General features: G+C 64.5%; 22 protein-coding genes. 19 read left to right on the top strand and 3 right to left on the bottom strand.

All coding sequences use genetic code 11. From position 1 onward, the window contains the following. The first annotated feature begins 63 nt into the window (after positions 1-63). The 18 genes from rsmH (at position 64) to EK16_RS11270 (ending at position 22109) form a co-directional block, all read left to right on the top strand. Positions 64-1122 carry a 16S rRNA (cytosine(1402)-N(4))-methyltransferase RsmH gene (gene rsmH / locus EK16_RS02010; protein ID WP_051928802.1) on the top strand — a complete coding sequence of 353 codons (1059 nt, stop codon included), beginning with the start codon at positions 64-66 and terminating at the stop codon, positions 1120-1122. Continuing rightward, on the top strand, positions 1119-1496 hold the full coding sequence (locus EK16_RS02015; RefSeq protein ID WP_038034061.1) for a cell division protein FtsL: 378 nt from the start codon (positions 1119-1121) through the stop codon (positions 1494-1496). Before rsmH ends, EK16_RS02015 begins: the two co-directional genes overlap by 4 nt. Next, positions 1493-3226 carry a peptidoglycan D,D-transpeptidase FtsI family protein gene (locus EK16_RS02020; RefSeq protein ID WP_051928778.1) on the top strand — a complete coding sequence of 578 codons (1734 nt, stop codon included), beginning with the start codon at positions 1493-1495 and terminating at the stop codon, positions 3224-3226. Before EK16_RS02015 ends, EK16_RS02020 begins: the two co-directional genes overlap by 4 nt. A gap of 20 nt (positions 3227-3246) precedes the next feature. Next, a complete protein-coding gene (locus EK16_RS02025; protein ID WP_051928779.1) occupies positions 3247-4713 on the top strand; it encodes a UDP-N-acetylmuramoyl-L-alanyl-D-glutamate--2,6-diaminopimelate ligase in 1467 nt (488 codons plus the stop codon). After that, on the top strand, positions 4713-6188 hold the full coding sequence (locus EK16_RS02030; RefSeq protein WP_231573563.1) for a UDP-N-acetylmuramoylalanyl-D-glutamyl-2,6-diaminopimelate--D-alanyl-D-alanine ligase: 1476 nt from the start codon (positions 4713-4715) through the stop codon (positions 6186-6188). The genes EK16_RS02025 and EK16_RS02030 overlap by 1 nt, the downstream gene beginning before the upstream one ends. Then, entirely contained in the window at positions 6189-7274 is a 1086-nt protein-coding gene (gene mraY / locus EK16_RS02035) for a phospho-N-acetylmuramoyl-pentapeptide-transferase (protein ID WP_038034064.1), read from the top strand. It abuts the gene before it with no gap. A 129-nt stretch (positions 7275-7403) separates the two neighbouring features. Beyond that, positions 7404-8774 carry a UDP-N-acetylmuramoyl-L-alanine--D-glutamate ligase gene (gene murD, locus EK16_RS02040; protein ID WP_369793068.1) on the top strand — a complete coding sequence of 457 codons (1371 nt, stop codon included), beginning with the start codon at positions 7404-7406 and terminating at the stop codon, positions 8772-8774. Between the two features lie 10 nt (positions 8775-8784). Further along, positions 8785-10014, top strand: a complete 1230-nt coding sequence (locus EK16_RS02045; RefSeq protein ID WP_156098429.1) for an FtsW/RodA/SpoVE family cell cycle protein — start codon at positions 8785-8787, stop codon at positions 10012-10014. Continuing rightward, the gene (gene murG / locus EK16_RS02050) at positions 10011-11129 is read left to right on the top strand and encodes an undecaprenyldiphospho-muramoylpentapeptide beta-N-acetylglucosaminyltransferase (protein WP_038034067.1); all 1119 of its coding nucleotides are present in this window, start codon (positions 10011-10013) and stop codon (positions 11127-11129) included. Before EK16_RS02045 ends, murG begins: the two co-directional genes overlap by 4 nt. A 146-nt stretch (positions 11130-11275) precedes the next feature. Further along, positions 11276-12697: a UDP-N-acetylmuramate--L-alanine ligase gene (gene murC / locus EK16_RS02055; protein WP_038034306.1), complete on the top strand. Its 1422-nt coding sequence runs from the start codon at positions 11276-11278 to the stop codon at positions 12695-12697. After that, positions 12694-13638, top strand: coding sequence for a UDP-N-acetylmuramate dehydrogenase (gene murB / locus EK16_RS02060; RefSeq protein WP_038034069.1), 945 nt, complete (start codon positions 12694-12696; stop codon positions 13636-13638). The genes murC and murB overlap by 4 nt, the downstream gene beginning before the upstream one ends. A gap of 12 nt (positions 13639-13650) precedes the next feature. After that, positions 13651-14610 (top strand): D-alanine--D-alanine ligase, encoded by a 960-nt coding sequence (locus EK16_RS02065; RefSeq protein WP_051928780.1) that lies wholly within the window; start codon positions 13651-13653, stop codon positions 14608-14610. Positions 14611-14641: 31 nt separating this feature from the next. Next, positions 14642-15472, top strand: a complete 831-nt coding sequence (locus EK16_RS02070; protein ID WP_051928781.1) for a cell division protein FtsQ/DivIB — start codon at positions 14642-14644, stop codon at positions 15470-15472. A gap of 139 nt (positions 15473-15611) precedes the next feature. After that, a complete protein-coding gene (gene ftsA, locus EK16_RS02075) occupies positions 15612-16976 on the top strand; it encodes a cell division protein FtsA (protein WP_051928782.1) in 1365 nt (454 codons plus the stop codon). A gap of 374 nt (positions 16977-17350) precedes the next feature. Continuing rightward, positions 17351-19129, top strand: coding sequence for a cell division protein FtsZ (gene ftsZ / locus EK16_RS02080; RefSeq protein ID WP_038034072.1), 1779 nt, complete (start codon positions 17351-17353; stop codon positions 19127-19129). Positions 19130-19313: 184 nt separating this feature from the next. Then, positions 19314-20234 (top strand): outer membrane protein assembly factor BamD, encoded by a 921-nt coding sequence (locus EK16_RS02085; RefSeq protein ID WP_038034073.1) that lies wholly within the window; start codon positions 19314-19316, stop codon positions 20232-20234. Between the two features lie 287 nt (positions 20235-20521). Continuing rightward, positions 20522-21373: a type IV pili methyl-accepting chemotaxis transducer N-terminal domain-containing protein gene (locus tag EK16_RS02090; RefSeq protein ID WP_197059577.1), complete on the top strand. Its 852-nt coding sequence runs from the start codon at positions 20522-20524 to the stop codon at positions 21371-21373. Positions 21374-21533: 160 nt separating this feature from the next. Further along, a complete protein-coding gene (locus tag EK16_RS11270) occupies positions 21534-22109 on the top strand; it encodes a hypothetical protein (RefSeq protein ID WP_051928784.1) in 576 nt (191 codons plus the stop codon). 136 nt (positions 22110-22245) lie between these two features. On the opposite strand, the gene EK16_RS02105 is transcribed toward EK16_RS11270, so the two are convergent. From EK16_RS02105 to EK16_RS02115, 3 genes are all read right to left on the bottom strand, one after another. Further along, positions 22246-22614 (bottom strand): DUF2147 domain-containing protein, encoded by a 369-nt coding sequence (locus tag EK16_RS02105; RefSeq protein ID WP_197059578.1) that lies wholly within the window; start codon positions 22612-22614, stop codon positions 22246-22248. Positions 22615-23004: 390 nt separating this feature from the next. After that, positions 23005-23400 (bottom strand): helix-turn-helix domain-containing protein, encoded by a 396-nt coding sequence (locus tag EK16_RS11275; RefSeq protein ID WP_051928785.1) that lies wholly within the window; start codon positions 23398-23400, stop codon positions 23005-23007. 30 nt (positions 23401-23430) lie between these two features. Further along, positions 23431-23667 carry a hypothetical protein gene (locus EK16_RS02115; RefSeq protein ID WP_038034080.1) on the bottom strand — a complete coding sequence of 79 codons (237 nt, stop codon included), beginning with the start codon at positions 23665-23667 and terminating at the stop codon, positions 23431-23433. A 269-nt stretch (positions 23668-23936) separates the two neighbouring features. On the opposite strand from EK16_RS02115, the gene recN reads away from it, so the two are divergent. Next, positions 23937-25619: a DNA repair protein RecN gene (recN, locus tag EK16_RS02120; protein WP_038034084.1), complete on the top strand. Its 1683-nt coding sequence runs from the start codon at positions 23937-23939 to the stop codon at positions 25617-25619. Positions 25620-25686 lie beyond the last annotated feature (67 nt).

Consider the following 25686-nt stretch of genomic DNA (forward strand, 5'->3'; position numbering starts at 1 on the left):
AAGGAAAGGCCGACATCCTCCGCGAATGAGCCTCCCGCCGGCGGCGGGGCGGAGAGGCGGCATGTGCCGGTTTTGCATGAACAGGCCGTGCAGGCGCTGAATGTGCGCCCGGGCGGGGTCTATGTGGATGGCACCTTTGGCGCCGGCGGGCATGCGCGCGCCATTCTCGCCGTGCCCGAAACACGGCTTGTGGCCATCGACCGCGATCCGGATGCGGTGGCGCTGGCGCAGGAGCTGGCCGCGGCCCATCCCGGCCGGGTGCATGTGTATCACGGGCGCTATTCGGAGATGGAAAAGGCGCTGGCCGAATCCGGCTTTGGGGAGAGGGCGGACGGCGTGCTGCTCGATATCGGGGTTTCGTCCATGCAGCTTGATGATGCGGCGCGCGGCTTTTCCTTCCTGCACGAAGGGCCGCTGGACATGCGCATGGAGCAGGCCGGCATGACGGCGGCGGAGGTGGTCAACACGTTTTCGGAGGAAGCGCTTGCCGACATTCTTTTCGCCTATGGCGAGGAGCGAAAGGCGCGGGCGCTGGCGCGGGCGATCGTGAAAGCCCGAAAAGAAAAGCCCTTTTCCACCACGGGCGATCTTGTGCGGGTGGTGGAACAGGTTCTGGGGCGCAAGCGGCCGGGGCGCACGCATCCGGCCACGCGCACCTTTCAGGCGCTGCGCATTTTCGTCAACCGCGAGCTGGAGGAGCTCGTGGCGGGTCTGGCGGCGGCGGAGCGGCTGCTCAAGCCCGGCGGGCGGCTGGTGGTGATCACCTTCCATTCGCTGGAGGACAGGATCGTGAAGCGCTTCTTTGCCCGGCGTACGGGACGGGCGGCACAGGTGCGGCCTCTGCCCGGCATGGCCATGCACGGGATGCCGGCGCTTGGGCAGGATGAGCCCGCGCCCTCGTTTGTGGATATCGCCCGCGGCGGGATTGTGCCCACGGAAGTGGAAATCGCCGCCAATCCGCGGGCACGCTCGGCGAGATTGCGGGCGGGCGAACGCACCGAGGCGCCGGCCATTGCGCCCGATCCCGCCTTTCTCGGTCTGCCGGTGGCGGATGACACCGGCCGGGGCGGCGGGCGGCGCCATCGCCACGGCAAGGGACGAGGCGGAGGATACAGGCGATGAGATTTCTCAATGTGCTCAATGGCGTGCTCCTGATCGGCCTGATCGTCTTTGCGGTGGTGCTCTATGCCCGCGAGCAGCAGACGCGGCTGGCGGAGCGCGAGATTCGCCGGCTTGAGGCGGACATCGCCCGCGAGGAGGAGAACATCCGCATCCTGCAGGTGGAGCGGGCCATGCTGATGAACCCTGAGCGCATCGAGCGTCTGGTGCGGCGGCATCTGGTGATGGCGCCGGTGGGGCCGGAGCGCATCCGCGGGCTCAATGCCATTCTCGCCGATCTGCCGGCGCGCGCCTACAAGCCCGATGCGCAGGAAGGCGTGAGTGATCCGCTGGCGGCGCTGATTGCCCGGGTGCAGGCAGGGGAGGCAAAACGGTGACGGCGGGCAGGGCAGGCATCGGGGCGCTGTTTACGCGGCAGAGGCTGACCATTCTCGCCTTCGCCGCGGTGTTTCTGGTGATCGCCGGCAAGGCGGCCTGGCTGACGCTCGGCGTGGATCCGGAGCGGCGCACGGCGGTGGTGCGCAAGGCGCATATTCCGCGGCCGGATATCGTGGACCGCAACGGCATTCTTCTGGCTGCGGACATGCCGTTTGCCTCGGTCTTTGCCGAGCCCTACCGCATGATCGACGTGGATGAGGCGGTGGAGAAACTCACCTCCGTGGTGCCGAGCCTGAACGCGGCCAAGCTGCGGCGGCTGTTTTCCGACAAGCGCCGCAAGTTCGTGTGGGTTCTGCGCAAGATCGGGCCGGATCTGGAAAAGCGGATACTTGATCTTGGCATTCCCGGCATTCGCGTGATGAAGGAGAAGCGCCGCATCTACCCCATGGGGCGGCTGGCAGCGCATGTCGTGGGCTTTTCCAACATCGATTCCAAGGGCTTGAGCGGCATTGAGCGCTTTCTGGATGGTGCCGGGGCCATTTTCACCGCGTCCCTGATCAACCCCAGCGGCAAGGATGCGCGACCGGCGCAGCTGGCATTGGATGTGCGGGTGCAGCATGCGCTGCGGGCGGAGCTGCAGCGGGCGATGCGCAAATACAAGGCATTGGGCGCCGGTGGCCTCGTCATGAACGTGCATACCGGCGAGATCCTGGCCATGGTCTCGCTGCCGGATTTCAATCCCAACGATCCGGTGAAGACCGGCGCGCTGAAGAAGGACCGCCTCAACCGCATGACGGCCGGTGTCTATGAGCTGGGCTCGGTGATCAAGGCGGTGACCTTCGCCATGGCGCTGGATGCCGGCACCGCGCGGCTGGACAAGAGCTATGACGCGCGCTTTCCCCTGCGGATCGGCCGCATGAAGATCAACGACTATCACGCGCAGAGGCGCTGGCTGACGGTGCCAGAGATCTTCATTCATTCCTCAAACATCGGCACCGCGCGCATGGCGCTGGAAGTGGGGCTTGAGCGGCACAAGGCCTTCTTGCGCAAGGTGGGGCTTTTCGACAAACTGCGCACGGAGCTTCCCGAGGCGGCGCGCCCGCTGCTGCCGCGGCGCTGGACGAAGGTGTCATCGGCGACGGCGGCCTTCGGCCACGGGTTTGCCGTGCAGCCCCTGCAGGGCGCGACGGTGATTGCGGCGCTGATCAATGGCGGCAAGCTCATCCCGCCCACCTTTCTCAAGCGGGACAAGGATGCGGCGGAGGTGCTTTCACGACGGATCATTTCCGAGGACACCTCGCGCAAGATGCGCTATCTCTTCCGGCTGAACGCCATTGAGGGCACCGCCCGCCGCGCCGCGGCGCCGGGCTGGCGCGTGGGCGGCAAGACGGGCACGGCGGAAAAGGTGATCAACGGGCGCTACAGCAAGGATCATCGCCTCACCTCCTTCATCGGGGCCTTTCCCATGGACGATCCGAAATACCTCGTGATGGTCATGCTGGATGATCCGCGCCCCACGGCCGAAACCAGGGGCTTTGCCACCTCCGGCTGGAACGCCGTGCCCACCGCCGGGCGCGTGGTGGCGCGAATCGCTCCCATCCTGGGCGTGAAACCGAAGCTGGACAGCGAGGAGGCGAAAAAGGAGCTGGCCCGCTGGAGAAAGATCAATCCCGACTGGAATGTGCCCATGGCTGTTGCCGCCAAGGGGGCTGTTTCAGGGGCTCAGTGAGTATGAGGATATAGAAAGCCATGCCGCACAATCTGCGCTATCTCGCCCGCTGCTGCCGGATCGAGGGCGATGCGGACCTTGAAATTGCCGGCATCACGCAGGATTCCCGGGAGGTGAAGCCGGGCTATCTCTTCGCCGCGCTTAAGGGCACGCAGGTCAATGGCGAGGATTTCATCCCGGAAGCCCTTGCGCGCGGGGCGGTGGCCCTGCTGGTGCGGGATGACCTTGTGCTTGAGGATGTGCCGGAGGGAGTTGCCATTGTGCGCAGCGACAATCCGGCGCGGGCGCTCGCCCTGATCGCGGCGCGTTTCTATCTGCACCAGCCGGTGACGGTGGTGGCGGTCACCGGCACCAATGGCAAGACCTCGGTGGTGGAATTCGTGCGCCAGATCTGGGCGTTCATGGGCTTTCGCGCCGCCTCCATGGGCACGCTGGGCGTGTTCGGCCCGGATCTTGACGATCTTGACACCATGCACACCACGCCCGATCCGGTAAAGCTGCATGCCAATCTCGCCCGCATGCGCAAGCGGGCGATCTCGCACCTGGCAATGGAGGCCTCCTCGCACGGGCTGGCCCAGTACCGGCTGGACGGCGTGCGGCTGACCGCGGGCGGGTTTACTTCCTTCTCGCGCGATCACCTTGATTATCACAAGGACATGGATGCCTATTTCGAGGCCAAGATGCGGCTGTTTGAGGAGCTGCTGCATCCGCCGGCGCCGGCGGTGGTCAACGTGGATGATGATGCCGGCGAGACGGTGGCGGAACGGGCAAGAGCGCGGGGGCTTCTGCTGTTCGACGTCGGGCTGGCCGGCAAGCGCATCGAGATGATGGAGCGGCGCATCGAGGGCTTTGGCCAGCAGCTGGTTCTGCGCACGCCCAAACGGGAATACCGCATCTATCTGCCGCTGGTCGGGCGCTTTCAGGCGGAGAATGCGCTGGTGGCGGCCGGGCTGGTGATCGCGGCCGGCGGCCCGGAGGAAGAGGCCATCCTCGGCCTTGAGCGGCTCAAGCCGGTGCGGGGGCGAATGGAGCTGGTGGCGCGCACGAAAAAGGGCGCGGCGGTGTTTGTGGACTATGCCCACACGCCGGAGGGCTTGCGCGCGGCATTGGAGGCGCTGCGCCCCTATGCGGAAGGGCGCCTGATCGTTCTGTTCGGCGCCGGCGGCGACAGGGATCCCGGCAAGCGCCCGCAGATGGGGCAGGTGGCGGCGGAGCTTGCCGATATGGTCATCGTTACTGATGACAACCCGCGTCATGAGGACCCCGCCGCCATTCGGGCACAGATCCTGACCGCCTGCCCCGGCGCCATGGAGATTGCGGACCGGGCGGCGGCCATCCGGCAGGGCATGGCGCTTCTGGAGAAGGGCGACATCCTGCTGGTGGCCGGCAAGGGCCATGAAACCGGCCAGATCATTGGCGACGAGGTGGTGCCGTTCTCCGATCACGAGGAGATCGAGCGCTGGATTCGCGAGGAGTGGGACAAATAATGACGGGCCTTCAGGCGGAAAAGCGCGACATGCCTGCACCGTCGCTGTGGACGGGCGAGGAAGTCCGTGCGGCCATTGGCGAAGTCTGCCTGCGCGCGCCGGATCAGTTGCCGGAGGCGATCAGCGGGGTAACCTTTGATTCCCGTGAGGTGGGCGGTGGCGAGGTGTTTTTCGCCATTCGCGGCGTGCGCATGGACGGGCACGCCTTCGTCAGCGAGGCCCTGCGCAAGGGCGCGGCCCTGGCCGTGGTTTCGGAGCCGGATGAGGAAATGCGCGCTGCCGGGCCGCTGCTTGAGGTTTCCGACACGCTTGAGGCCTTGCGGCGGCTGGGCATGGCGGCGCGGGCGCGCACGCAGGCGAAGGTCATTGGCGTGACCGGGTCGGTGGGCAAGACCACCACCAAGGAGATGCTCAAGCTAGCGCTTTCCGCAGTGGGCGCAACGCATGCCGCCGTGGCCTCCCACAACAATCACTGGGGTGTGCCGCTCACTCTGGCGCGCATGCCGCGGCAGGCCGATTTCGCCGTGATCGAGATGGGCATGAACGCTCCGGGCGAGATTGCGGCGCTGACACAGCTGGCGCGGCCGCATGTGGCCATTGTCACGCAGGTGGCGGAAAGCCATATCGGCGCCTTCGGTTCACTTGAGGGGATCGCGCAGGCCAAGGCGGAAATCTTCTCCGGCCTCGAAAACGGCGGCGTGGCCATCATCAACGCCGATGCGCCCCATAGCGATCGGTTGATTGCGGCGGCCAGGGCTGCCAAGGCGGCACGGATCATCACCTTCGGCACGGCGGATGATGCGAATGTGCGGCTCATCGATGCGGTCAGCCAGGAGCAAAGCGTGTGCGTGACGGCGGAAGTGAACGGCCGGCGGGCCAGTTTCCGCATTGGCATGCCGGGGCGGCATGTGGCGATGAATGCGCTGGCCGTACTGGCGGCGGCGGAGGCCCTAAACGCGGATTTGACGGCGGTGATGCATGCGCTGAAGGACATGCAGCCGCCAAAGGGGCGGGGCGGGCGCTATCGCCTGCGCGCTACTGACGGCGGTGAGATCCTGCTGCTCGATGAGAGCTACAATGCCAATCCCGCCTCGATGCGGGCGGCGCTGGGCCTGCTGGCGGAGGCTGAACCTGCTGCGGGCGGCCGGCGCATTGCCGTGCTCGGCGACATGCTGGAGCTGGGCGAGGCCGGGCCTTTGCTGCATGCGGCACTGGCGGATGATCTGAAAAATGCGGGCGTGGATCTTCTGTTTGCGGCCGGGCCGCTCATGCACCATCTCTTCGAGGCGGTGCCGGCGGAGATGCGCGGTGCCTGGCGTGAAACCTCGGCGGCGCTGACCGAAACACTGAAGACCGCCCTGCGCGGGGGTGATGTGGTGATGGTGAAGGGCTCCCTGGGCTCGCGGATGATGCCGCTGGTGGAGGCGCTGCGGGCGCATTTCGGGAGCGCAACGGATAACAGTGACGAGGGCTGAATGCTCTATCATCTTTCACAGGCGCTGGTGGATCAGTTTCCGGTGCTGAACGTGCTGCGCTACATCACGTTCCGCACCGGCGGGGCGATCATGACGGCGCTGTTTCTCGTCTTCATGTTCGGCCCTTCCCTGATCTCGCTTCTGAAGGTGAAGCAGGGCAAGGGCCAGCCGATCCGCGAGGACGGGCCGGAAACCCATTTCGCCAAGGCCGGCACGCCGACCATGGGCGGGCTGATGATTCTGGGCTCCATCGTGGTGACCACGCTGTTGTGGGCCGATCTGACCAACCCCTATGTCTGGGCGGTGTTGTTCGTGCTGCTCGGCTTCGGGGCCATCGGCTTTTATGATGACTATCTGAAGGTCACCACCGGCTCGACCAAGGGCTTTTCCGGCAAGTTGCGGCTGCTTCTGGAGGCGGTGGTGGCCACCGGGGCGGTGCTGATCATGATTTCGGCCGGTGACCCGAATCTGTCCACGGCGCTGGCCTTTCCCTTCTTCAAGAATCTCCTGTGGCAGATGGGCTGGTGGTTCGTGCCTTTTGCGGCGCTGGTGATCATCGGGGCGGGCAATGCCGTGAACCTGACCGACGGGCTGGACGGGCTTGCCATCGTGCCGGTGATGATCGCGGCGGCCAGTTTCGGCCTCATCGTCTATCTCGTCGGCCATGCCGTTTTCGCCAACTATCTGCAGCTGCATTACGTGCGCGGCGTTGGTGAGCTGGCGGTGCTTACCGGCGCGATGCTGGGCGCGGGGCTTGGCTTTCTCTGGTACAACGCGCCGCCGGCGCAGATCTTCATGGGCGATACCGGCTCGCTGTCGCTGGGCGGGGCATTGGGCGCGCTGGCGGTGGCGGCCAAGCATGAGCTGGTGCTGGCCATCATCGGCGGCCTGTTCGTGCTGGAGACGGTTTCAGTGATCGTGCAGGTGGTCTCCTTCAAGCTCACGGGCAAGCGGGTGTTCCGCATGGCGCCGCTGCATCATCACTTCGAGAAGAAGGGCTGGAAGGAGGAGACGATCGTCATCCGCTTCTGGATCATCTCGGTGGTGCTGGCGCTCATTGGCCTGGCGACGCTGAAGCTGCGCTGAGAGCAACGCCCCGGACCGGGAGATGAAAGACGTATAAAGATCATGACCTTTGCGGCACGGACATATGCGGGCAGGCGGCTTGCCGTTTTCGGGCTGGGGCGCTCGGGCATTGCCTGTGCGCAGGCGCTGATGGCGGGCGGTGCGGAGGTGCTGGCCTGGGACGATGGCACCGCCGGGCGTGAGCGGGCGCGTGAGGCCGGCGTGCCGCTTGTTGATCTCAAGACGGTGGATTTTTCCGGGCTTGATGCCCTGGTGCTGGCGCCGGGCGTGCCGCTGACGCATCCGGTGCCGCACTGGACGGTGCGCAAGGCGGAAGAGGCCGGCGTGCCGGTGATCGGCGATACCGAGATCTTTCATGCCGAGGTGCGGGCCCGCGGCGGGCGCATCGTGGCGGTGACCGGCACCAACGGCAAATCAACGACCACGGCGCTGATCGGGCATGTGCTTTCGCTGTTCAAGCTGGATGCCCATGTGGGCGGCAATATCGGGCGGGCGGTGTTCTCCCTGCCGGAGCCGCGGCCCGGGCGCACCTATGTGATCGAGATGAGCTCCTTTCAGATCGATCTTTCGCCCACATTCCGGCCCGATGTCGGGGTGTTGCTCAACGTCACGCCCGATCATCTCGACCGTCATGGCAGCCTTGAGAACTATGCCGCGGTGAAGGCCCGTTTGTTCGCTCGTCAGCGGGAAGGGGATGTTGCCGTCATTTCGGTGGACGATGCCTTCTGCCGAGAGGCGCTGGCCAGGGTACCGGAAGGGGTCAGGCGCATGCCCTTTTCCATCGAGAGGCTGCTTGATGAAGGCGTCTGCGCCATCAATGGTGTCCTGCAGGAGCGGCAACATGGCAAGACCGTGCGCGGCATGGACCTGAGCACGGCGCGGGCCTTGCGCGGACGGCACAATTGGCAGAACGCAGCCGCGGCCTGGGCTGCCTGTCGGGCGCTGAAACTGGATGCGGCGATGATCGCCCGCGGTTTCGTCACCTTTCCCGGGCTGGCGCACCGGATGGAGGAGGTGGGCCTAGTTGAGGGTGTGCGTTTCATCAACGATTCCAAGGCGACGAATGCCGATGCCGCGGCGCGCTCTCTTTCCACCTTTTCGGGCATTCACTGGATCGCGGGCGGGCGCGCCAAGGCCGGCGGCATTGAACCGCTTGTTGCGCTGGCGAAGGAGAACGTGCGCCATGCCTGGCTGATCGGCGAGGCGGCTGCGGATTTCGCCGAGACGTTAAAGCGGGCGCATGTGCCCTTCGATGTGGTGGAAACCATGGAAAGGGCCGTTGAGCGGGCCTTTGCGGCGGCGCAACGGGAAGCGGCGGGCGGTGAGAACCCCGTGGTGCTGCTGGCGCCGGCCTGTGCGTCGTTTGACCAGTATCCCTCGTTCGAGGCGCGGGGCGAGCATTTCCGCGCCCTGGTGGAGGCGCTCAAGGAACGGACAGGAGCCACCGGCAAACAGGATGCCGCCCGGGCGGCGGCCACACAGACGGACAACATGACATGAGGCTGATGCCATGCCGCTGATATCGCGCAAGGACAGCGGGCTTTTGGCCCGGTGGTGGTTTTCGGTGGACTGGGCGCTGATGGGCGCAGTGTTCCTGCTGATGGCGCTTGGCGTGATCTTTTCGCTGGCGGCGAGCCCGCCGGTGGCGGAGCGCATCGGGCTGGACGGCTTTCACTTCTTCCGCCGGCATCTTCTGTTCCTGTTTCCGGCGGTGGTTCTGTTCGTGTTTGCCTCCTTCCTCGATGCACGGCAGGTGCGGCGCCTGATGCTGGGGGTTTATGTCGCAGGCATCGTGCTGATGGTGCTCGCCCTGTTCATCGGCCCGGCGATCAAGGGCGCGCACCGCTGGATCAACATCGGGCCCTTTTCGATTCAGCCTTCGGAATTCGTCAAGCCGGCCTTCGTGGTCTTGAGCGCCTGGCTGCTGGCGCAGGCCAGGCGCCTGCCGGATGTGCCGGCGGTGGCCATCGCCTGGGGGCTTTATGGGCTGTTTGTCGGGCTTCTTTTTCTGCAGCCGGACATGGGGCAGACGGCCCTGACCACGGCAACCTGGCTTGGGCTTCTGTTCCTGTTTGGTCTGCGCTGGCGGACGATTGGTCTGCTGGCCGGAGGTGTTCTGTTGGTAGCGGTTGGCGCCTGGGCGATGTTTCCGCATGTGCGGGCGCGCGTGGATCGCTTTCTGCATCCGCCGCAGCTGCCTGACGGGGCCCGCGATCAGATGGATTTCGCCATCGAGGCCTTCAACAACGGCGGGCTTCTGGGCATGGGCCCGGGCGGCGGCATGGCCAACAAGCACCTGCCGGATGCGCACACCGATTTCATCTTCGCCGCGGTGGGCGAGGAGTTCGGCTTCGTTGCGGTGGCGCTGGTGGTGATGCTCTATGCCTTCATCGTGCTGCGCATCCTGATCAAGGCCGGGCGGCTGCGCTGCCGTTTCTGCCGTTTTGCCGCCAGCGGCCTTGCCATGCTCTTCGGTCTGCAGGCGATCATCAACATGGGGGTGAACGTGCAGCTGCTGCCGGCAAAGGGCATGACGCTGCCGCTGATTTCCTATGGCGGGTCCTCCATGTGGGCAGCAGCGCTTGGCCTGGGCGTGGCGCTGGCGCTTCTGCGCGCGGATGTGGCCGAGGCGGAAGCCGCGCACGAAGGGGCTGAGGCTTATGGCGATGACCTGGCCTCTCCGGCAACACCCGCTGTTTCCGGCATCGCCAAAGCGGCGCAGGGAGGGCAGGCGGCATGAACGATGCAGGCGCGGGCGGCAAGGGGCTGATTGTTCTTGCCGCGGGCGGCACGGGCGGACATCTGTTTCCGGCGCAGGCGCTGGCGGAAGCTTTGACAGCGCGGGGTTATGGTACCCTGTTGATGACGGATGCGCGCGGCATGACCTGGCGCGAACGTTTCCCCGGCGAGGTGATGCGTATCCCTTCAGCCACCGTCACGCCGGGCCGGCCCTGGTGGGTGCCGGTGCAGGTGTTCACATTGCTGCGCGGCTTTCTCAAGGCACGAGGCTTTCTGAAAGGGGCAATGCCTTTGGCTGTGGCGGGCTTTGGCGGCTATCCTTCCGTGCCGCCGCTCTTTGCGGCGCAGCATTTGCGCATCCCCACGCTCCTGCATGAGCAGAACGCGGTGATGGGCCGGGCTAACCGGTTTCTGGCGCGGCGGGCGAGCGCGATTGCCACGTCCTTTCCGAAAGTGACCGGTCTTGACGGCGCCCTGCAGAAGAAGGCGACGTTTACCGGAAACCCTGTGCGCGCGGCGGTGCTGGCGGCGGCGGATGCGCCCTATGAACCGCCGGAAGAGGCGGATGCGCCATTTCATCTGCTGATCTTCGGGGGATCGCAGGGGGCGCGCTTTTTCTCCGAGATGATACCGGAAGTGATCGCGGCCCTGCCTTCAGCGGTGCGGCGGCATCTGATCATCACCCAGCAATGCCGCCCGGAGGATCTGGACAGTGTGCGCGAGGCTTATGCGCGCCTTGAGGTGTATGCCACGCTGGCGCCCTTTTTTGACGACATGCCGCAGCGCATGGCACAAGCGCATCTGGTGATTGCCCGGGCCGGGGCGTCCACGGTGGCGGAGCTGGCGGTGATCGGGCGGCCGGCGATTTTGGTGCCGCTGCCGCATGCGCTGGACAATGATCAGCTGCGCAATGCCCGCGCCTTTTCCGAGGCGGGCGCGGGCTGGCTGATGCGGCAGAAGGAGATCACGGCGGAGAAGCTGGCAGCGCTGATCACGCGTCTGCGTTATGCACCGGCGGATCTGCGTGCGGCGCATGCTGCGGCCAAGACACTGGCGCGCCCCGATGCGGCATCACGGCTGGCGGACATAGTGGAGGAGCTGGCCTTGCGCGTTTGAGCGCGCTCTCATCTCCTTTTACCCGGCAACTGGGCTTTATGCGGGCTGGATGAAGCGGAGCGATACCGGTTTCATAATTCAAGCGAATCACGAAGAGCGGGGACATGCAGGCACAGGCGGACAAGGCGGGCGGGCGCCCGCGCCACATGAAATTCTCAACCGATGTCGGGCCCATTCATTTCATCGGCATCGGCGGCATCGGCATGAGCGGGATTGCCGAGGTGCTCAAGGCGCTGGGCTATGCGGTGCAGGGCTCGGATATTGCCGAGAGCGTCAACGTCAAGCGGCTTCGCAGCCTAGGCATTCCGGTCGCCGTGGGGCATGCGGCGGAAAATCTGGGTGATGCCGAGATCGTTGTGGTTTCCTCGGCGATCAAGCCGGACAATCCGGAGCTGAAGGCGGCGCGGGAGCGGCATCTGCCGGTGGTGCGGCGGGCGGAGATGCTGGCGGAGCTCATGCGCTTTCGCAATGCCATCGCCGTGGGCGGCACGCACGGCAAGACGACAACCACGTCCCTGATCGGTGCGCTGCTGGAAGCAGGCGGGCTGGATCCGCTCATTGTCAACGGCGGCATTATCAATGCGCTCGGCACCAATGTGCGCATTGGCGAAGGCGAATGGATGGTGGCGGAGGCCGATGAATCGGACGGCACCTTCGTGCGCCTGCCGGCGGATGTGGTGGTGGTGACCAACATCGACCCGGAGCATCTGGATCATTACGGCAGCTTTGACAAGGAGCGCGAGGCCTTCCTGCAGTTCGTGCAGAACATTCCCTTCTATGGCTTTGCGGTGATGTGCATCGATCATCCGGAGGTGCAGGCGCTTTCTTCTCGCGTGGTTGATCGTCGCGTCATCACCTATGGCACCAATCCGCAGGCGGATGTGCGGGTGCACGACATCGACTTTTCCGGCGCCGAAAGCCGTTTCGCGGTCACGATCACCGACCGGCGCAGCGGTGCGGCCACAACTATCTCCAATCTCGTCATGCCGCTTCCGGGCGAGCACAATGTGCTCAACGCCACGGCGGCAGTGGCGGTGGCGCATCAGCTGGGGATCGCGCCGGAGGCCATCCGCAAGGGGCTTGCCGGTTTTTCCGGTGTGAAGCGGCGGTTCACGCCGGTGGGCACCTGGAAAGGCGTGCGCATCTTTGATGACTACGGGCATCATCCGGTGGAGATCGCCGCGGTGTTGCGCGCCGCCCGCAAGGTGGCCGGCGAAGGCGGCCGGGTGATCGCGGTGAAACAGCCGCACCGTTATACGCGCCTGCACTCCCTGTTCGATGAGTTCACCACCTGCTTCAATGATGCCGATGCGGTGATTTTGGCGCCGGTCTATCCGGCGGGTGAGGAGCCAATCGAGGGGGTGAGTCACGAGGCGCTGGCGCAGGCGCTGCGCGATGCCGGGCACAGGGATGTGCGCACCATCACCGGCGAGGCGGAATTGCCCGGGGTGGTGGCCGGGCTGGCCAGAGAGGGCGATGTGGTCATCTGCCTGGGCGCGGGCAATATCTCGCAGTGGGCGCAGAGCCTGGCTGAACGGCTGGCGGCTTTGAGCGGAGAGGGGGCATGAGCGCGAAGGCGCGGCGCATTGACGGGGCCGCTCTTTTGAAGCGCTTGCCCGAAGTGCGCGGGCGCTATGAGGTGGAGCGGCCCTTGAGCGAGCTGACGTGGTTTCGCGTCGGCGGGCCGGCGGAGGTGCTGTTCGTGCCGGCGGACGAGGCGGACCTTGCCGCATTCCTTGCTGCGGTGCCGGACGACATTCCGCTGACGGTCATCGGCGTGGGCTCCAACCTCCTGGTGCGAGACGGCGGCGTGCCCGGCGTGGTCATCCGGCTGGGGCGCGGCTTTGGCACGCTTACGCTGGAGGGCGACTGTCGCATCCGGGCAGGCGCGGCGGTGCCCGATGCCAGGGTGGCCCGCTTTGCGCTTGAGCACGGTATCGAAGGATTAACCTTTCTGAGAGGTATACCGGGCACAATCGGAGGTGCGCTGCGCATGAACGCCGGCGCGCACGGCGGTGAGATGCGGGACGTTCTCGTTGAGGCCCGCGCCGTGGACCGGCAGGGGCGGGTGCATGTGGTGGATGCGCAGGCGCTTGGCATGCGCTACCGCCACACCGATGCCCCGGCGGACTGGATCTTCACCGGTGCGGTTCTTCAGGGGCGGCCCGGCGAGAAGGAGGAGATCGCCCGGCACATGGCGGAAATATCGCGCCAGCGCGAAGAGGCGCAGCCGGTGCGGGCGCGCACGGGCGGCTCCACCTTCAAGAACCCGCTGCCGAAGCGTGCCTGGGAGCTCATCGATGCCGCCGGCATGCGCGGGGTGCGCGTGGGTGGGGCAAAGGTGAGCGAGAAGCACTGCAACTTCCTCATCAATGAGGGAGACGCCACCGCCGCTGACATCGAGGCGCTGGGCGAGCTGGTGCGGGCGCGTGTTCTGGCGGAAACCGGCGTGGCGCTGGAATGGGAAATCAAGCGGATCGGCATTTTCGCTGCCGCGCCATCGGAATGAACGGGCAGGGCCATGGCTGAAAAGGGATATGCCCCGCGGCGCAAGCCGGAAGAAACGCATGTGGCCGTTCTCATGGGCGGGCTGTCGGCGGAGCGCGAAGTCTCCCTGGCTTCAGGCGAGGCCGTGAGTGCGGCGCTGAAGGCCTGCGGCTATGAGGTGACGGAGATCGACGTGGATCGCGACGTGGCGCAGAGGCTTGTGGAGGTCAAGCCCGATGTGGCCTTCAACGCCCTGCATGGCCGCTATGGCGAGGACGGCTGCATTCAGGGCGTGCTGGAGATGCTGAACATCCCTTATACGCATTCCGGCGTGCTGGCCTCTGCCCTGGCCATGGACAAGCAGAAGAGCAAGGCCCTGTTCGAGCAGGCGGGCATTCCCGTGGCCGAAAGCAAGGTGGTGCCGATCGAGGAGGCGGCGGAGCGCCATGTGATCAGCCCGCCTTATGTGATCAAGCCGGTGGCGGAAGGCTCTTCGGTGGGCATTCATCTGGTGCATTCGCAGTTCGAGGAGCCGGTGAGCCAGCTTCTCGATGAGCGCGAGATTTTCGGCGACGTGGTGATGGTGGAGCGCTTCGTGCCGGGGCGGGAGCTGACCTGTGCGGTCATGGGCGATGTCGCCCTTGGCGTTCTCGAAATCGTGCCCAAGAAGGGCGCCTTTTATGACTATGCCTCGAAATACGAGGAGGGCGGCTCCGATCACATCTGCCCGGCCGATTTGTCGGCCAGCGTCTATTACCGCGTTCAGGCCCATGCCCTGGCGGCGCATCGGGCCCTGGGCTGCCGGGGCGTCACCCGTGCGGATTTCCGCTATGACGAAACGGCGACGGATGAGGCGGACATCGTTATTCTGGAAGTGAACACCCAGCCCGGCATGACCCGCACCTCGCTTCTGCCGGATATCGCCAGGGCGGCGGGGCATTCCTTTGAGGAACTGGTGATGTGGATGGTGGACGATGCTTCGGTTCGTCGCTAAGGGCAGGAGCAGCCGGCCAAAATCCCGGCCGGTGTCACGCAAGGATCTGCCGCGCTATCTGCGCCCGCGCCGGCGGGTGGATTCGCTCATTGTGCGCGCAGGTTTTCGCGGCCTGGCGCTGCTTATGCTTGCGGGTGTCATCCTGCACGGGCTGGAGCGCGGCGCGCACATCACCGATCCCACCAGCCCCCTTTACAATCTGGAAGGGCGGCTTGCCGGCCTTTTCGGGCAGCAGGCCCAGCGCATCTACATCTCCGGGCTTGTTCATCACACGCCGCAGGCGGTGCTGAAGGCCATCGGTGTGCGCACCGGTTCCTCGCTGCTGGGGTTTGAGCCGGAAACGGCGCGGCGGCTCCTTGAGAACCTCGACTGGGTGAAACGGGCGGAAATCGCCAAGCTCTATCCCAACGGCCTGAAAATCCGCATCGAGGAGCGCATGCCTATCGCCCTGTGGCAGACTGATGGCGCCTTCTATCCGGTGGATGCGGAAGGTGTGGCGCTTGTCTCTCTCGATCCGCGCCGGTTTGCCGATCTTCTTCTGGTTACGGGCGAAGGGGCGAATACCGCGGCGCGTGCGCTCGTTAACCAGCTGGAAGCTATGCCGGATTTAAGATCGCGCGTGAAGGCCGCGGCCCGCGTGGGCAACCGGCGCTGGAATCTCTATCTGGCCTCGGGCCTGAAGGTTTTGCTGCCGGAACGGGGCGAGGAAAAGGCTCTGCGGCGTCTGGCTGCCCTGATCGCGGACGGACGGATCACGCGCAAGGCCGTGAAGGAGCTTGATTTGCGGCTTTCGGACCGCATCGCGCTTCTGCCGCAGGCGCTGGCGGCGGATGACAAGAAGGCCGCGACGCTCGCGCGCTGAAGCCGCTTTGAGCCATGGCCTGTTTCGGGCCAGGGGCGTGATGCGCAAGGGCAGGCGGGCCCGTTGCCTCAAGGTGCGCGGAGGTGACGGCCGCAGAGGCCTGGTTTTTCAGTGTCGCGTATGGGGAGTGTGTGCGTTCATGGGCGTTTCTCTCTATTCTCACGCAGGTCATGACAGGGCGGGCGTGTCCGCAACGGCGCGCACGGTGGCGGCCCTGGACGTGGGCTCTTCCAAGATCTGCTGCATCATTGCCGAAGTGCGCGGCTTTCGCCGCAAACGCGGTGATTCCCTGCCCGTGGCCCGCATTACGGGCTTAGGCGTTCAGGCGGCGCAGGGGGTCAGCGGTGGCGTCGTTGTCGATGCCGATGCGGCGGAAAAGGCGGTGCGCCTTGCGGTGGATGCCGCAGAGCGCATGGCCGGCACCACCATCGAATCCATCCTCGTCAATCTTTCCGCGCGTCCGGAATGCACCAGCCTGCCGGCGGAGATGGACGTGCCCGGGGGCGGTCCGGTGCGGCGCAAGCATGTTGATCAGCTTGTTTCGCAGGCGCTTTCCCATTTCCATCTGCCCAAGCGGGAGATCGTGCACGTGGTGCCGTCCGGTTTCTCGCTGGATGGCGGGCCGTGGACGCCGGTGGCGGAAGGGCTGCATGCCGACCGGCTGAAGGCGCGGGTGAACGTGATTTCCGTGCCGCGGGGGAGCCTGCGCAATCTGCAGATGGTGCTGTCCCGCTGCATGCTGGAGGCTCCCTCGTTCGTCCTTGCGGTGCATGCGGCGGCGCGGGCGGTGCTGGTGGATGACGAAAGCGCGCTGGGCGCGGTGGTCGTGGACATGGGGGCGGAGACCACCGGCGTGGGGCTTTATGTCGGCGGACGGCTTGAGGCAGCGGCGCAGGTGCCGCTGGGCGGCATGTTCGTCACGCGGGATCTCGCGCTTGGGCTTGGCATTCCGCTGCAGGAGGCGGAACGGATCAAGACCCTGCATGGCTCGGTCCTGCCCGGCATTGATGACGACGGCGAAATGCTGGAGGTGCCGATGCTGGGCGAGGAAGGCGCCGGGGCTGTGCAACAGGTGCCGCGCTCGCTCCTGGGCGGGATTATCCGGCCGCGCATGGAGGAAATCCTGGAACTGGTGCGCGAGCAGCTGGATGCGGCCGGGGCGAAGAAGCTCGGCATTGCGCGCGCGGTGATCACCGGCGGGGCCAGCCAGATCGTGGGCCTGCGCGAGCTGGCGGAGCGCATTCTTGAAATGCCGGTACGCATCGGCAAGCCGCGTCCTTTCGCCGGGCTGCCGCAGGAGATGGAAACACCGGCGTTTTCCGTGGTGGCCGGTCTGTTGCGCAGCGCCATTCAGCCCGACGGGCACCGCTTTCTTCTGCCGGCGGAGGAAAGCGAGTCCCCGCGGCCGGAGCCGGCAGCGGCGCTAACGGGCACGGAGGGCAAGGCGGCGCGGCCGGGGGGCTATTTCTCGCGCATGCGGGCCTGGCTTGCGGAAAGCTTCTGACCACACTCCACGACACCTGCATCGTCATACCGGCGAAAGCCGGCATCTAAAGCCCTAAACGCATGAGTTTGCGGCACGAGACCCCGGCTTTCGCCGGGGTGACGAGAAAAAGGGGTAACTTTGTGTCGTGTAATGTGGCTTCTGACAATCTCCGGCCTTTTTTAGCCCTGAGCAATCAGGCGGCCGCATGGGTGCATGCCGGCCGCCTTTGTTTTCCCAAAAAGCGGGGAGAACCGGCCCTCTTTTTCCATCTTGCGGCGGGGTGATGCGTTTCATGGTGAATCAGAAAAGGAAGAGTTTTAAGGGCCTGTTAACTTTTTCTTATCTAAATCGAAACCACGAACTTTCGCCGGAAAGCAATTGGAAGCAGGGCCATGTCCAATCTCAAAGTAGGCATTCCCAATCTCGCTGAGATGAAGCCGCGGATCGTGGTTTTCGGTGTTGGCGGCGGCGGCTGCAATGCTGTCAACAACATGATCGAGTCCAATCTCACGGGCGTCGAATTTGTGGTGGCGAATACCGATGCCCAGGCGCTGGCCAAGAGCCCCTGCGAGCGCAAGATCCAGATGGGCAATGCGCTCACCCAGGGGCTGGGCGCCGGTTCGCGCCCGGAGATCGGCGCCGGCGCCGCCGAGGAGGCCATGGCCGAAATCCTCGATCACCTAGCGGGATCGCACATGGCCTTCATCACCGCCGGCATGGGCGGCGGCACCGGCACGGGTGCCGCGCCGGTGATCGCCAAGGCGGCCAAGGAACAGGGCATCCTCACCGTCGGCGTGGTGACCAAGCCGTTTCATTTCGAGGGCCGGCGGCGGATGATGATCGCCGAGAAGGGAATCGAGAATCTGGCCAAGAACGTCGATACCCTCATCGTCATTCCCAACCAGAACCTGTTCCGCGTGGCCAACGAGAAGACGTCGTTCACCGCCGCCTTCGCCATGGCCGATCAGGTGCTCTATTCCGGCGTGGCGTCGATTACCGAGCTGATGACCAAGGAAGGGCTCATCAACCTGGACTTTGCCGACGTGCGGGCGGTGATGTCCGACATGGGCAAGGCGATGATGGGCACGGGCGAGGCTTCCGGCGAGAAGCGCGCCATTGAGGCGGCGGAGGCGGCCATTTCCAATCCGCTGCTGGATGACGTGTCGCTCACCGGTGCGCGCGGTGTGCTGATTTCCATCGCCGGCGGACCGGACCTGACACTCTATGAGGTGGACGAGGCGGCCAACCGCATTCGTGAGGAGGTGGACGACGAGGCCAACATCATCGTCGGCGCCACCATCGAGGACGAGCTGGAAGGCACGATGCGCGTCTCCGTCGTGGCCACGGGCCTGTCCGATGAAAAGACGGCGCAGATGCCGCATGAACCGGCCCGTTCAGCCCGCAGCAGCGAGGAGGTGCTGACGGGTTATTATCCGGGCGCAAACCTGCCGGGCGGCATGACGATGGAGCCGCAGGCAACGGGCACGCCCGAATCTGCGCCGGCGCCTACCGCGCCGGAGAGCGAGGCGCTGACGATTCCGCCCGTTCGCGAGCAGGAAACGGCAGCAGTGCAGCATGACACGCAGGCTGCGGAAGAGGCCGCGGTGCGCGATGCGGAAATGCATGCGCCGCATCATCCGGGGCAGCCGCAGACGGAAAGTGCGACCGAGGCGGAGCAGCTGGGCATTTCCTTTGAGCAGCCGGAGGAGCCGAAGGCGGCGCATGGCACAACGTCTACCGGCGGGCATCAGGAACCCCACATTGGTCATGGCCCTGTGAAGGGGCATACGCCGGCGCCGACCGCGCCGCCGGTGCCCGATCCGGCGATTGGTGCCAAGGCCAATGAGAAGATCGACGAAATTTCCGAAGAGATTCTCGCCCACAATCCCAAGGGCAGGAGCCGGCTGATCGAGATGCTGCACAATCTGGGCTTCAAGCATCTGCGCGGTTCCGCCGATGCCGCCGAGAAAGGGGCCGAGGCCCGCAAGGAGCCGGAAGCGAAACAGGCCCATGGCGCTGCGACGAAGGAGTCGGGCGGCAATGTGCATCCGCTGCCGCATGTGAAGCCGGCAGCGCCTGGCGCCCATACTCCTGCGGCCGGGCCCGCCGCGGCGCTGGATGAGGAGGACGATCTGGAGATTCCGACCTTCCTGCGGCGGCAGCAGAACTGATCGGGCGCTTACAGCCGCGATGCCGATCAGGGACGCGCGCTGCGAAAGGATCGCCCTTGATAAGATCGAGAATGCGCAAAAACCCGGCGGAGACACATTTCCGCCGGGTTTGATTGTGCTATAGACGACGAACGTTCATTTTCGCCGTCGGCGATGCGGCAGGGCCAACAGGAGCAGTGGCGTGATGAAAAAACGGCATGGGGCAGGAACCGGTCTGGCGCGTCTGTCTGGCAGCATGGGCAGGAGCCTTGCCGCTCTGGGGCTGGCCGGCCTGCTTGCTGCCTGCTCCGGCAACGAGCTGACGGACTATCTGATCGGCAAGCCCACCGGCTCTTCCGATGCGGTGTCTCCCGGCATGGAGGCGGCCACGGATGATGCCAAGCCGATCATGGAGCTTTACAACGCCGGGCTTGAGGCCCTCAAGAAACGGGAATACAAGACCGCGGCCAAGAAGTTCGCCGAGGTGGAGCGCCAGCACCCCTATTCCAAGTGGGCGACCAAGGCCATTCTCATGCAGGCCTACGCCCAGTATCAACGCAATGCCTATGATGAGGCGATCGCGGCGGCCAAACGGTTTCTCACCCTGCATCCGGGGCACAAGGATGCGCCCTATGCGCATTATCTGATCGCGCTGTCCGATTATGAGCGGATCGGTGATGTGCGCCGTGATCCGACGGAGGCGCGCAAGGCGCTTGAGGAGCTGGAGGAGATTGCCCGGCGCTATCCGGGCACGCCCTATGCCGAGGACGCCCTGGCCAAGGCGAAGCTGGCGCGGGATCACCTGGCCGGCAAGGAAATGGAAGTGGGGCGCTATTATCTGAAGCGGGGCAATTATCTGGCCGCCATCAACCGCTTCAAGACGGTGATTCAGGACTATCAGACAACGGCGCACACGCCGGAGGCGCTCTATCGCCTGGTGGAAGCCTATCTGGCGCTGGGCGTGCGCGGCGAGGCACAGACGGCGGCGGCCGTGCTCGGGCACAACTTTCCCAATTCGCAGTGGTATCGCGATGCCTATGCCCTGCTGAACAAGGAGGGCCTAAGCCCCAAGGAGAACACGGGTTCCTGGATTTCCCGGGCCTTCAGAAAGATCATTCCCGGCTGATCATGGCGGGGATGCGGAGAGGATTTTGGAACCAAAAGCGGATTGACATTCACAAATCTTGATGCAGATCAACGCGCCGCCAGGGGCAGGCCCGGCATAATCCGAAATCATGGTGGGCATGGGGTGGCGCAAGAGGGTCGGAGCGGTTCTTCGGCCCTTTTGTGTTGGGCGGTGCCGGTTTGGCCAAAAAGCGTCTGTCAGCGAGCGGGTGAGAGAGCATGTCCGGACGTTTCGCAAGATTACGCCTTCCCTTCAGGTCTTATGTCTCGTCCTTCCTGATGGCGGGCATGATGATCGCGCTTGCTAAGGGCGCCGTTTTTCCGGCGCGGGCGCAAGCTGACATCATGAGCCAGCTCAATGCCATCGTGGAGCAGTCCTCGGCGGAGCTTGCCGTGCAGATCAACCTGTCCGGCCGGCAGCGCATGCTCACCCAGAAGATGAGCAAGGAGGCGTTTCTGGTGGCGTTGGGCGTGGATCCGGAGGAGAACCGCCAGAACGCAGCCAGGACGGCCGCGCTGTTTGAGCGCACGCTGAAAGGTCTGATGCAGGGCGATGAGGCGCTCAAACTGGCCCCGGCGCCCAACGAGAAGATCCTTGCGCAGCTGAAAAAGGTGGAAGGTCTGTGGCGGCGCTTCAAGCCGCTGATCGAGAAGGTGGCGGCCGGGGATGTTTCGCGGCCGGTGCTGGAGCGGATTGCGAAGGAAAATCTGCCGCTGCTTGCGGAAATGAACAAGGCGGTGAAGCTGTTTGAAAAGGCGGCGGGAACGGATACGGCCGAGCTTGCCCTTGTCATCAATCTCTCCGGCCGGCAGCGCATGCTCACCCAGAAGATGACGAAGGAATACCTTCTGGTGGCGCTGAAGATCGAGCCTGAGAAAAACCGGCAGAATCTTGCGCGCACCATGGCGCTGTTCGAGACCACGCTCAAAGGCCTCAAGGACGGCAATGACATCCTGCCGCCGACAAAGGATCCGAAGATCCGGGCGCAGCTTGACAAGGTCTTTTCCCTGTGGGGGCAGTTCAAGCCGCTGCTGTCCAGGCCGGCAACACCGGAAAACCTGAAGGCCATCGCCCGGCTCAACCTGCCGCTTCTGGCGGAAATGAACCGGGCGGTGAAGATGTATGAAGAAAGCTGGTGAGGGCCCGCACATTGCATGATCCTTTTGGATCATCCTTGCCGGGGGAATGATTTTTCAGCCGTCGGTGTCAGGTCACGGAGGCGTTCACCGGATCTTCAGCCGGTCGTGTTTTTCTTTTGCCTGCTAGATCATTCGGGGGAATCGTGAGGAGTTGGCGGGCATGGAAGCGGCCGGCATGAAGCGGGCGGAACTGCAGCGGCGGGCTGAGGCGGCGATCGCCGCGATCAACGCTTCTCTGCCGCCTCTGGCGCAGGTAAAGGCCCTGCCGCTGATTCCGGAGGCCTGCTGGCATGCGCATCCGTTGAATGATCCGGCGCTGGCGGAGGGGCTTTTTCCGCTGCATCCGCATCTGATCCTGCTGCTGCCGGTGCATCATCAGGGAGCGGTCCGGCTGGGGCTGCCGGTTCACCCCGGGGCCTTGCCGGCATCGGCAGCGGTGTACATGCAGCGGCAGGTGCAGCGTCTGGGCCAGGCCCTGCCGGCATGCGCGAAAGGGGATGTGACCGTGCAGGACATCGATTCCACACATGGCGTGCTCGCCCTCATGCACAGAAGGGCGGAAGCGGCGGTTGATCTTGCCGAAGGCCTGATGAAAGCGGCCGAGGATCTGGCCCTTGTCATGCTCGGCCGAAAAAGGCTGGAACGGCATGAGCGCCTGCTGGCCTCGCCTTACAAACGCGCCATGGGCTATGCCACCGGCCTTTCCGAACGCCTGCGATTCCTGAATGCCGGGTAGCTGATCAGGCCGCGATCGTTACGCGTAAACATAATGACGCCGGTGCGGGAGGGGCACCGGCGTCTTTTGGCTTGTTCCCTTTGGCCGGTGGAAGAAGCCGTTCAAGCGGGTGGTTTTCCGCCGGCCGCAGGGAGTGTCATTTCACGCGCACCCAGGTCTCGGCGTCACACATGGACTGGCCGATGGCGCAGCCCTGAACCTTCAGCTTGTTGGCCGAGAGCAGCTTGACGGTGCCGTTGAAGGTCATGAAGCCGGGCATACTGGGGTGTTTCATGTCGCCCTTCCAGACGCTGCCGGCCTTCTTGATGCCCTTGAACATCACGAAGCCCTTCTTCTTGCCCTTCTCGATGGCACCGCACATGCCGCCACCGCATTTCCAGACCTTGGCGATTTCCCCGTTGGGACGCTTCCACAGACCCCACGGCGAGGCGGCCATGGCCTGCCCGGCAAGGGCGAGGCCGGATGCGGCGATCACGGCCGCGAACAGAGCCTTGCGCACGTTCATGTTTCCCTTTCTCCTTCCCTCTTCTTCTTTCCTCTCTTCTCTCATCAGATGATGATGATGAACGGCGAAATCGGCATTTCCTCCCCCGTGCGCCCCGTTGCCGTTCAGCCCAGACTCTGCACAGCAGCGCGCATTTGTCAAAAGTCTAATGGGTGATTGGCCTTAAGCGTCTGAACTTAAAAGAGCCGCGTCTTCAGCGCATTTTCATGCCGCTCGTTGCCTGGCGCTTTTGCTGACAATACTTTAAGTGGGGCGCGGACAAGATGCGTGGGGCGCAGGTAATTTGAAAATTTTCAGTCAGGTTTAATTGCCCTTTGATTTACGAGGCATGACGAAGATGGTGTGATGTGTGATGGGTGAGGATATACATACACATCATCAAAGTGCTGTTCAGTCTAACAGGACCTCCGGAGGGACATTGAGCGCTTCCGCCAGGCGATAGAGGATTTTACGCCCCGGCTTGCGACGGCCGGTCTCCAATTGAGAGATATAATTTTTGGCCGTCCCTATGCGCTTGGCCAGTGCGCCTTGCGTGAGGCCGCGCCACTCGCGGATGGCTTTCAAGGGCGAAACATCGTCATCGATGACACGTTGAAGCACCTCCAGCGGAATGAGCGTTTCTTCCTCTTTGTCTATGCGTGTCACGATTTTTTCGGCCTTCAGCCATTCGATTTCTTCGGCGAGAGCCGTGACCTGTGCGGAGAGCTTTTCAACCTGCCGGGCCAGTTCACGCACTTCGGGTGTTGTCCGTGCGTTCAGTGATCCGGGACTTTCATTCGTGTTCATGGTCTCTACCTGGATCTCGTTCAATGAATTTCAGAACAGGCTGACGAGAATGACTTCGTAACGGTGTCCTTTTTCTCGTTCCCTGATGCGGAAAAGCATGCCTCTGATACGGATGGCGAATAATCCACTGCGGGTGGGCCTGAATTTCTCCGGAGGAATATTCATGAGCTCCTGTCTGAGTTCTTCCAAAACGCCGGTTACATTCATTCCCCGGTGTTTCATCTCAAGAAGGGCGCGCCATCCTTCTTTCGAAAAGAGGATTTCCATGATCCATGCTCCTGAACCAGGGAACGCTCATGGCCCTACCTCCCACAAACAAATTTGCATGATGTAGCAACATGTAGCAATTTGCTTTATTTTTCGCAAGCGTGCAATTCTCCGGTCATATACGCTGCTCCTTGTTCCATCATGGGGCGTGTGTGGATGAAGGCTTGTGGCTTTTTCCGTATGTCTTTGCCGCAGCGGCCGGATTGGGCTAATCACGTCTGTCAGGATGCCAAAGTGAGGTCGGTTTGAGGCCAGAAGGCGATGTGCCGATGCTGGAAGCGCTGTTCATCCGCGACATCGTGCTGATCGAGGCCCTGGAACTTCAGCCGGGCGCGGGCCTGGTCGTCTTTACCGGCGAGACAGGCGCGGGCAAGTCCATTCTGCTTGATGCGCTGGGGCTTGCGCTGGGCGCGCGCGGCGATGCCGGTCTGGTGCGGCGCGGCGCGGAGCAGGGCGTGGTCACGGCGCGGTATGTTCTGCCTGCCGATCATCCCGTTTTCGCCTTGCTTGAGGAAGAGGGCATTGGCGTGGACGAGCCGGGCGAGATCATCCTCAAGCGGGTGCAGAAAGCCTCCGGTGCCTCGCGGGCGATGATCAACGGCGAGCCGGTGTCTGTCTCCACCTTGCGGCGGGTGGGCGAGATGCTGGTGGAGATTCATGGCCAGCATGATGCGCGGGCGCTGATGGATGCCGGGCGGCATGGCACGCTGCTCGATGCCTTTGGCGGGCTGGAGGCGCAGGTGGCGGCGGTGCGTGCCGCCTGGCAGGCATGGCGCGCGGCCGCGCGTGCGCTTGAACAGGAACGGGAGGCCCTGGAAACCGCGCAGCGGGAACGGGACTGGCTGGAGCATGTGGTCAACGAGCTGGAGGAGCTTGCGCCGGAACCGGGCGAGGAAGAGCGGCTGGCCGAGGAACGGCAGCGGATGATGCATGCGGAGCGCTTCTCCGAGGCGTTGTCTGACATGCAGGCGGCGCTTCTTGTGAATGGCACGCCGGTGGCGGGGCGGATGAACGCGGCATTGAAGCGGCTGGAGCGCCTGCGGGATGCGGCGGGCGGTCTTTTAGATGACGTCTGCGATGCCTTCGACAGGGTGCTTGTGGAGCTGGCCGAGGCCGAGGCCCTGCTGGAAGAGGCCGGCGGCCGCTTTGTCTATGACCAGAAGGCGCTGGAGGAGACAGAGGCGCGGCTTTTTGCCCTGCGGGCGGCGGCGCGCAAGCATAAGGTGATGGTGGATGAGCTGCCGGCGCTGCTTGCCTCCTATCGTGAGAAACTCGATGCCCTGGCCGAAGGGGAAGGGCGCCTTGCCCATCTGGAAAAGCAGGTGCAAGAGGCGCGGGCGCATTATTTTGAACAGGCCCGGGCGCTTTCACAGGCGCGGCGGGCGGCGGCGCAGAAACTGGATGCGCGCGTGGCGGAAGAGCTTGCGCCGCTGAAGCTTGAGAAAGCCCGATTTGTCACCGCCATTGACAGTGACGAGGCGCTGGCCGGGCCGGAGGGCATGGACCGCGTGGAGTTTCTCGTGGCCACCAATCCGGGCGCGGCGCCGGGGCCGCTGGGCAAGATCGCTTCGGGCGGCGAGCTGTCCCGCTTCATGCTGGCGCTGAAGGTTGCGCTGGCGGAGCGGGGCTCGGCGCCGGTTCTGGTCTTCGATGAAATCGATACCGGCGTGGGCGGCGCGGTGGCGGCGGCGATGGGCGAGCGCCTGAAGACCCTGGCGCGCAGCGGGCTGCAGGTTCTGGCGGTGACCCATTCGCCGCAGGTTGCGGCCCTGGCCGATCATCACCATGTCATTCACAAGGATCTGGTTGCCGCAGGTGACGAGGCGGGCGTGCGCACGCAGGTGCGCGCCGTTTCCGGTTCAGCGCGGCTGGAGGAGATCGCGCGCATGCTCTCGGCGCATGAGATCACGGAAGAGGCCCGGGCCCAGGCGGCGCGGCTGCTGGGCGGTTGAAGGAGGCATTGCCCAAGAGACAGACCGCGGGCCTGAACACGGGGCTTAGGGGCAAGGGCCGGGATGG

It is taken from the genome of Thermopetrobacter sp. TC1 (genome assembly GCF_000746275.1).
GTDB lineage: Bacteria > Pseudomonadota > Alphaproteobacteria > Rhizobiales > Aestuariivirgaceae > Thermopetrobacter.

What these genes read in the sequence shown, in the direction of transcription:
- EK16_RS02085 (WP_038034073.1), top strand. Translation starts at nt 19,314, where the DNA reads ATGAAAAAACGGCATGGGGCAGGAACCGGTCTGGCGCGTCTGTCTGGC.
- murC (WP_038034306.1), top strand. Translation starts at nt 11,276, where the DNA reads ATGAAATTCTCAACCGATGTCGGGCCCATTCATTTCATCGGCATCGGC.
- EK16_RS11270 (WP_051928784.1), top strand. Translation starts at nt 21,534, where the DNA reads ATGGAAGCGGCCGGCATGAAGCGGGCGGAACTGCAGCGGCGGGCTGAG.
- EK16_RS02025 (WP_051928779.1), top strand. Translation starts at nt 3,247, where the DNA reads ATGCCGCACAATCTGCGCTATCTCGCCCGCTGCTGCCGGATCGAGGGC.
- murB (WP_038034069.1), top strand. Translation starts at nt 12,694, where the DNA reads ATGAGCGCGAAGGCGCGGCGCATTGACGGGGCCGCTCTTTTGAAGCGC.
- mraY (WP_038034064.1), top strand. Translation starts at nt 6,189, where the DNA reads ATGCTCTATCATCTTTCACAGGCGCTGGTGGATCAGTTTCCGGTGCTG.
- EK16_RS02115 (WP_038034080.1), bottom strand. Translation starts at nt 23,667, where the DNA reads ATGGAAATCCTCTTTTCGAAAGAAGGATGGCGCGCCCTTCTTGAGATG.
- EK16_RS02090 (WP_197059577.1), top strand. Translation starts at nt 20,522, where the DNA reads ATGATGATCGCGCTTGCTAAGGGCGCCGTTTTTCCGGCGCGGGCGCAA.
- murG (WP_038034067.1), top strand. Translation starts at nt 10,011, where the DNA reads ATGAACGATGCAGGCGCGGGCGGCAAGGGGCTGATTGTTCTTGCCGCG.
- ftsA (WP_051928782.1), top strand. Translation starts at nt 15,612, where the DNA reads ATGGGCGTTTCTCTCTATTCTCACGCAGGTCATGACAGGGCGGGCGTG.
- EK16_RS02015 (WP_038034061.1), top strand. Translation starts at nt 1,119, where the DNA reads ATGAGATTTCTCAATGTGCTCAATGGCGTGCTCCTGATCGGCCTGATC.
- EK16_RS02030 (WP_231573563.1), top strand. Translation starts at nt 4,713, where the DNA reads ATGACGGGCCTTCAGGCGGAAAAGCGCGACATGCCTGCACCGTCGCTG.
- recN (WP_038034084.1), top strand. Translation starts at nt 23,937, where the DNA reads ATGCTGGAAGCGCTGTTCATCCGCGACATCGTGCTGATCGAGGCCCTG.
- murD (WP_369793068.1), top strand. Translation starts at nt 7,404, where the DNA reads ATGGCGGGCGGTGCGGAGGTGCTGGCCTGGGACGATGGCACCGCCGGG.
- EK16_RS11275 (WP_051928785.1), bottom strand. Translation starts at nt 23,400, where the DNA reads ATGAACACGAATGAAAGTCCCGGATCACTGAACGCACGGACAACACCC.
- EK16_RS02105 (WP_197059578.1), bottom strand. Translation starts at nt 22,614, where the DNA reads ATGAACGTGCGCAAGGCTCTGTTCGCGGCCGTGATCGCCGCATCCGGC.
- ftsZ (WP_038034072.1), top strand. Translation starts at nt 17,351, where the DNA reads ATGTCCAATCTCAAAGTAGGCATTCCCAATCTCGCTGAGATGAAGCCG.
- EK16_RS02065 (WP_051928780.1), top strand. Translation starts at nt 13,651, where the DNA reads ATGGCTGAAAAGGGATATGCCCCGCGGCGCAAGCCGGAAGAAACGCAT.
- EK16_RS02045 (WP_156098429.1), top strand. Translation starts at nt 8,785, where the DNA reads ATGCCGCTGATATCGCGCAAGGACAGCGGGCTTTTGGCCCGGTGGTGG.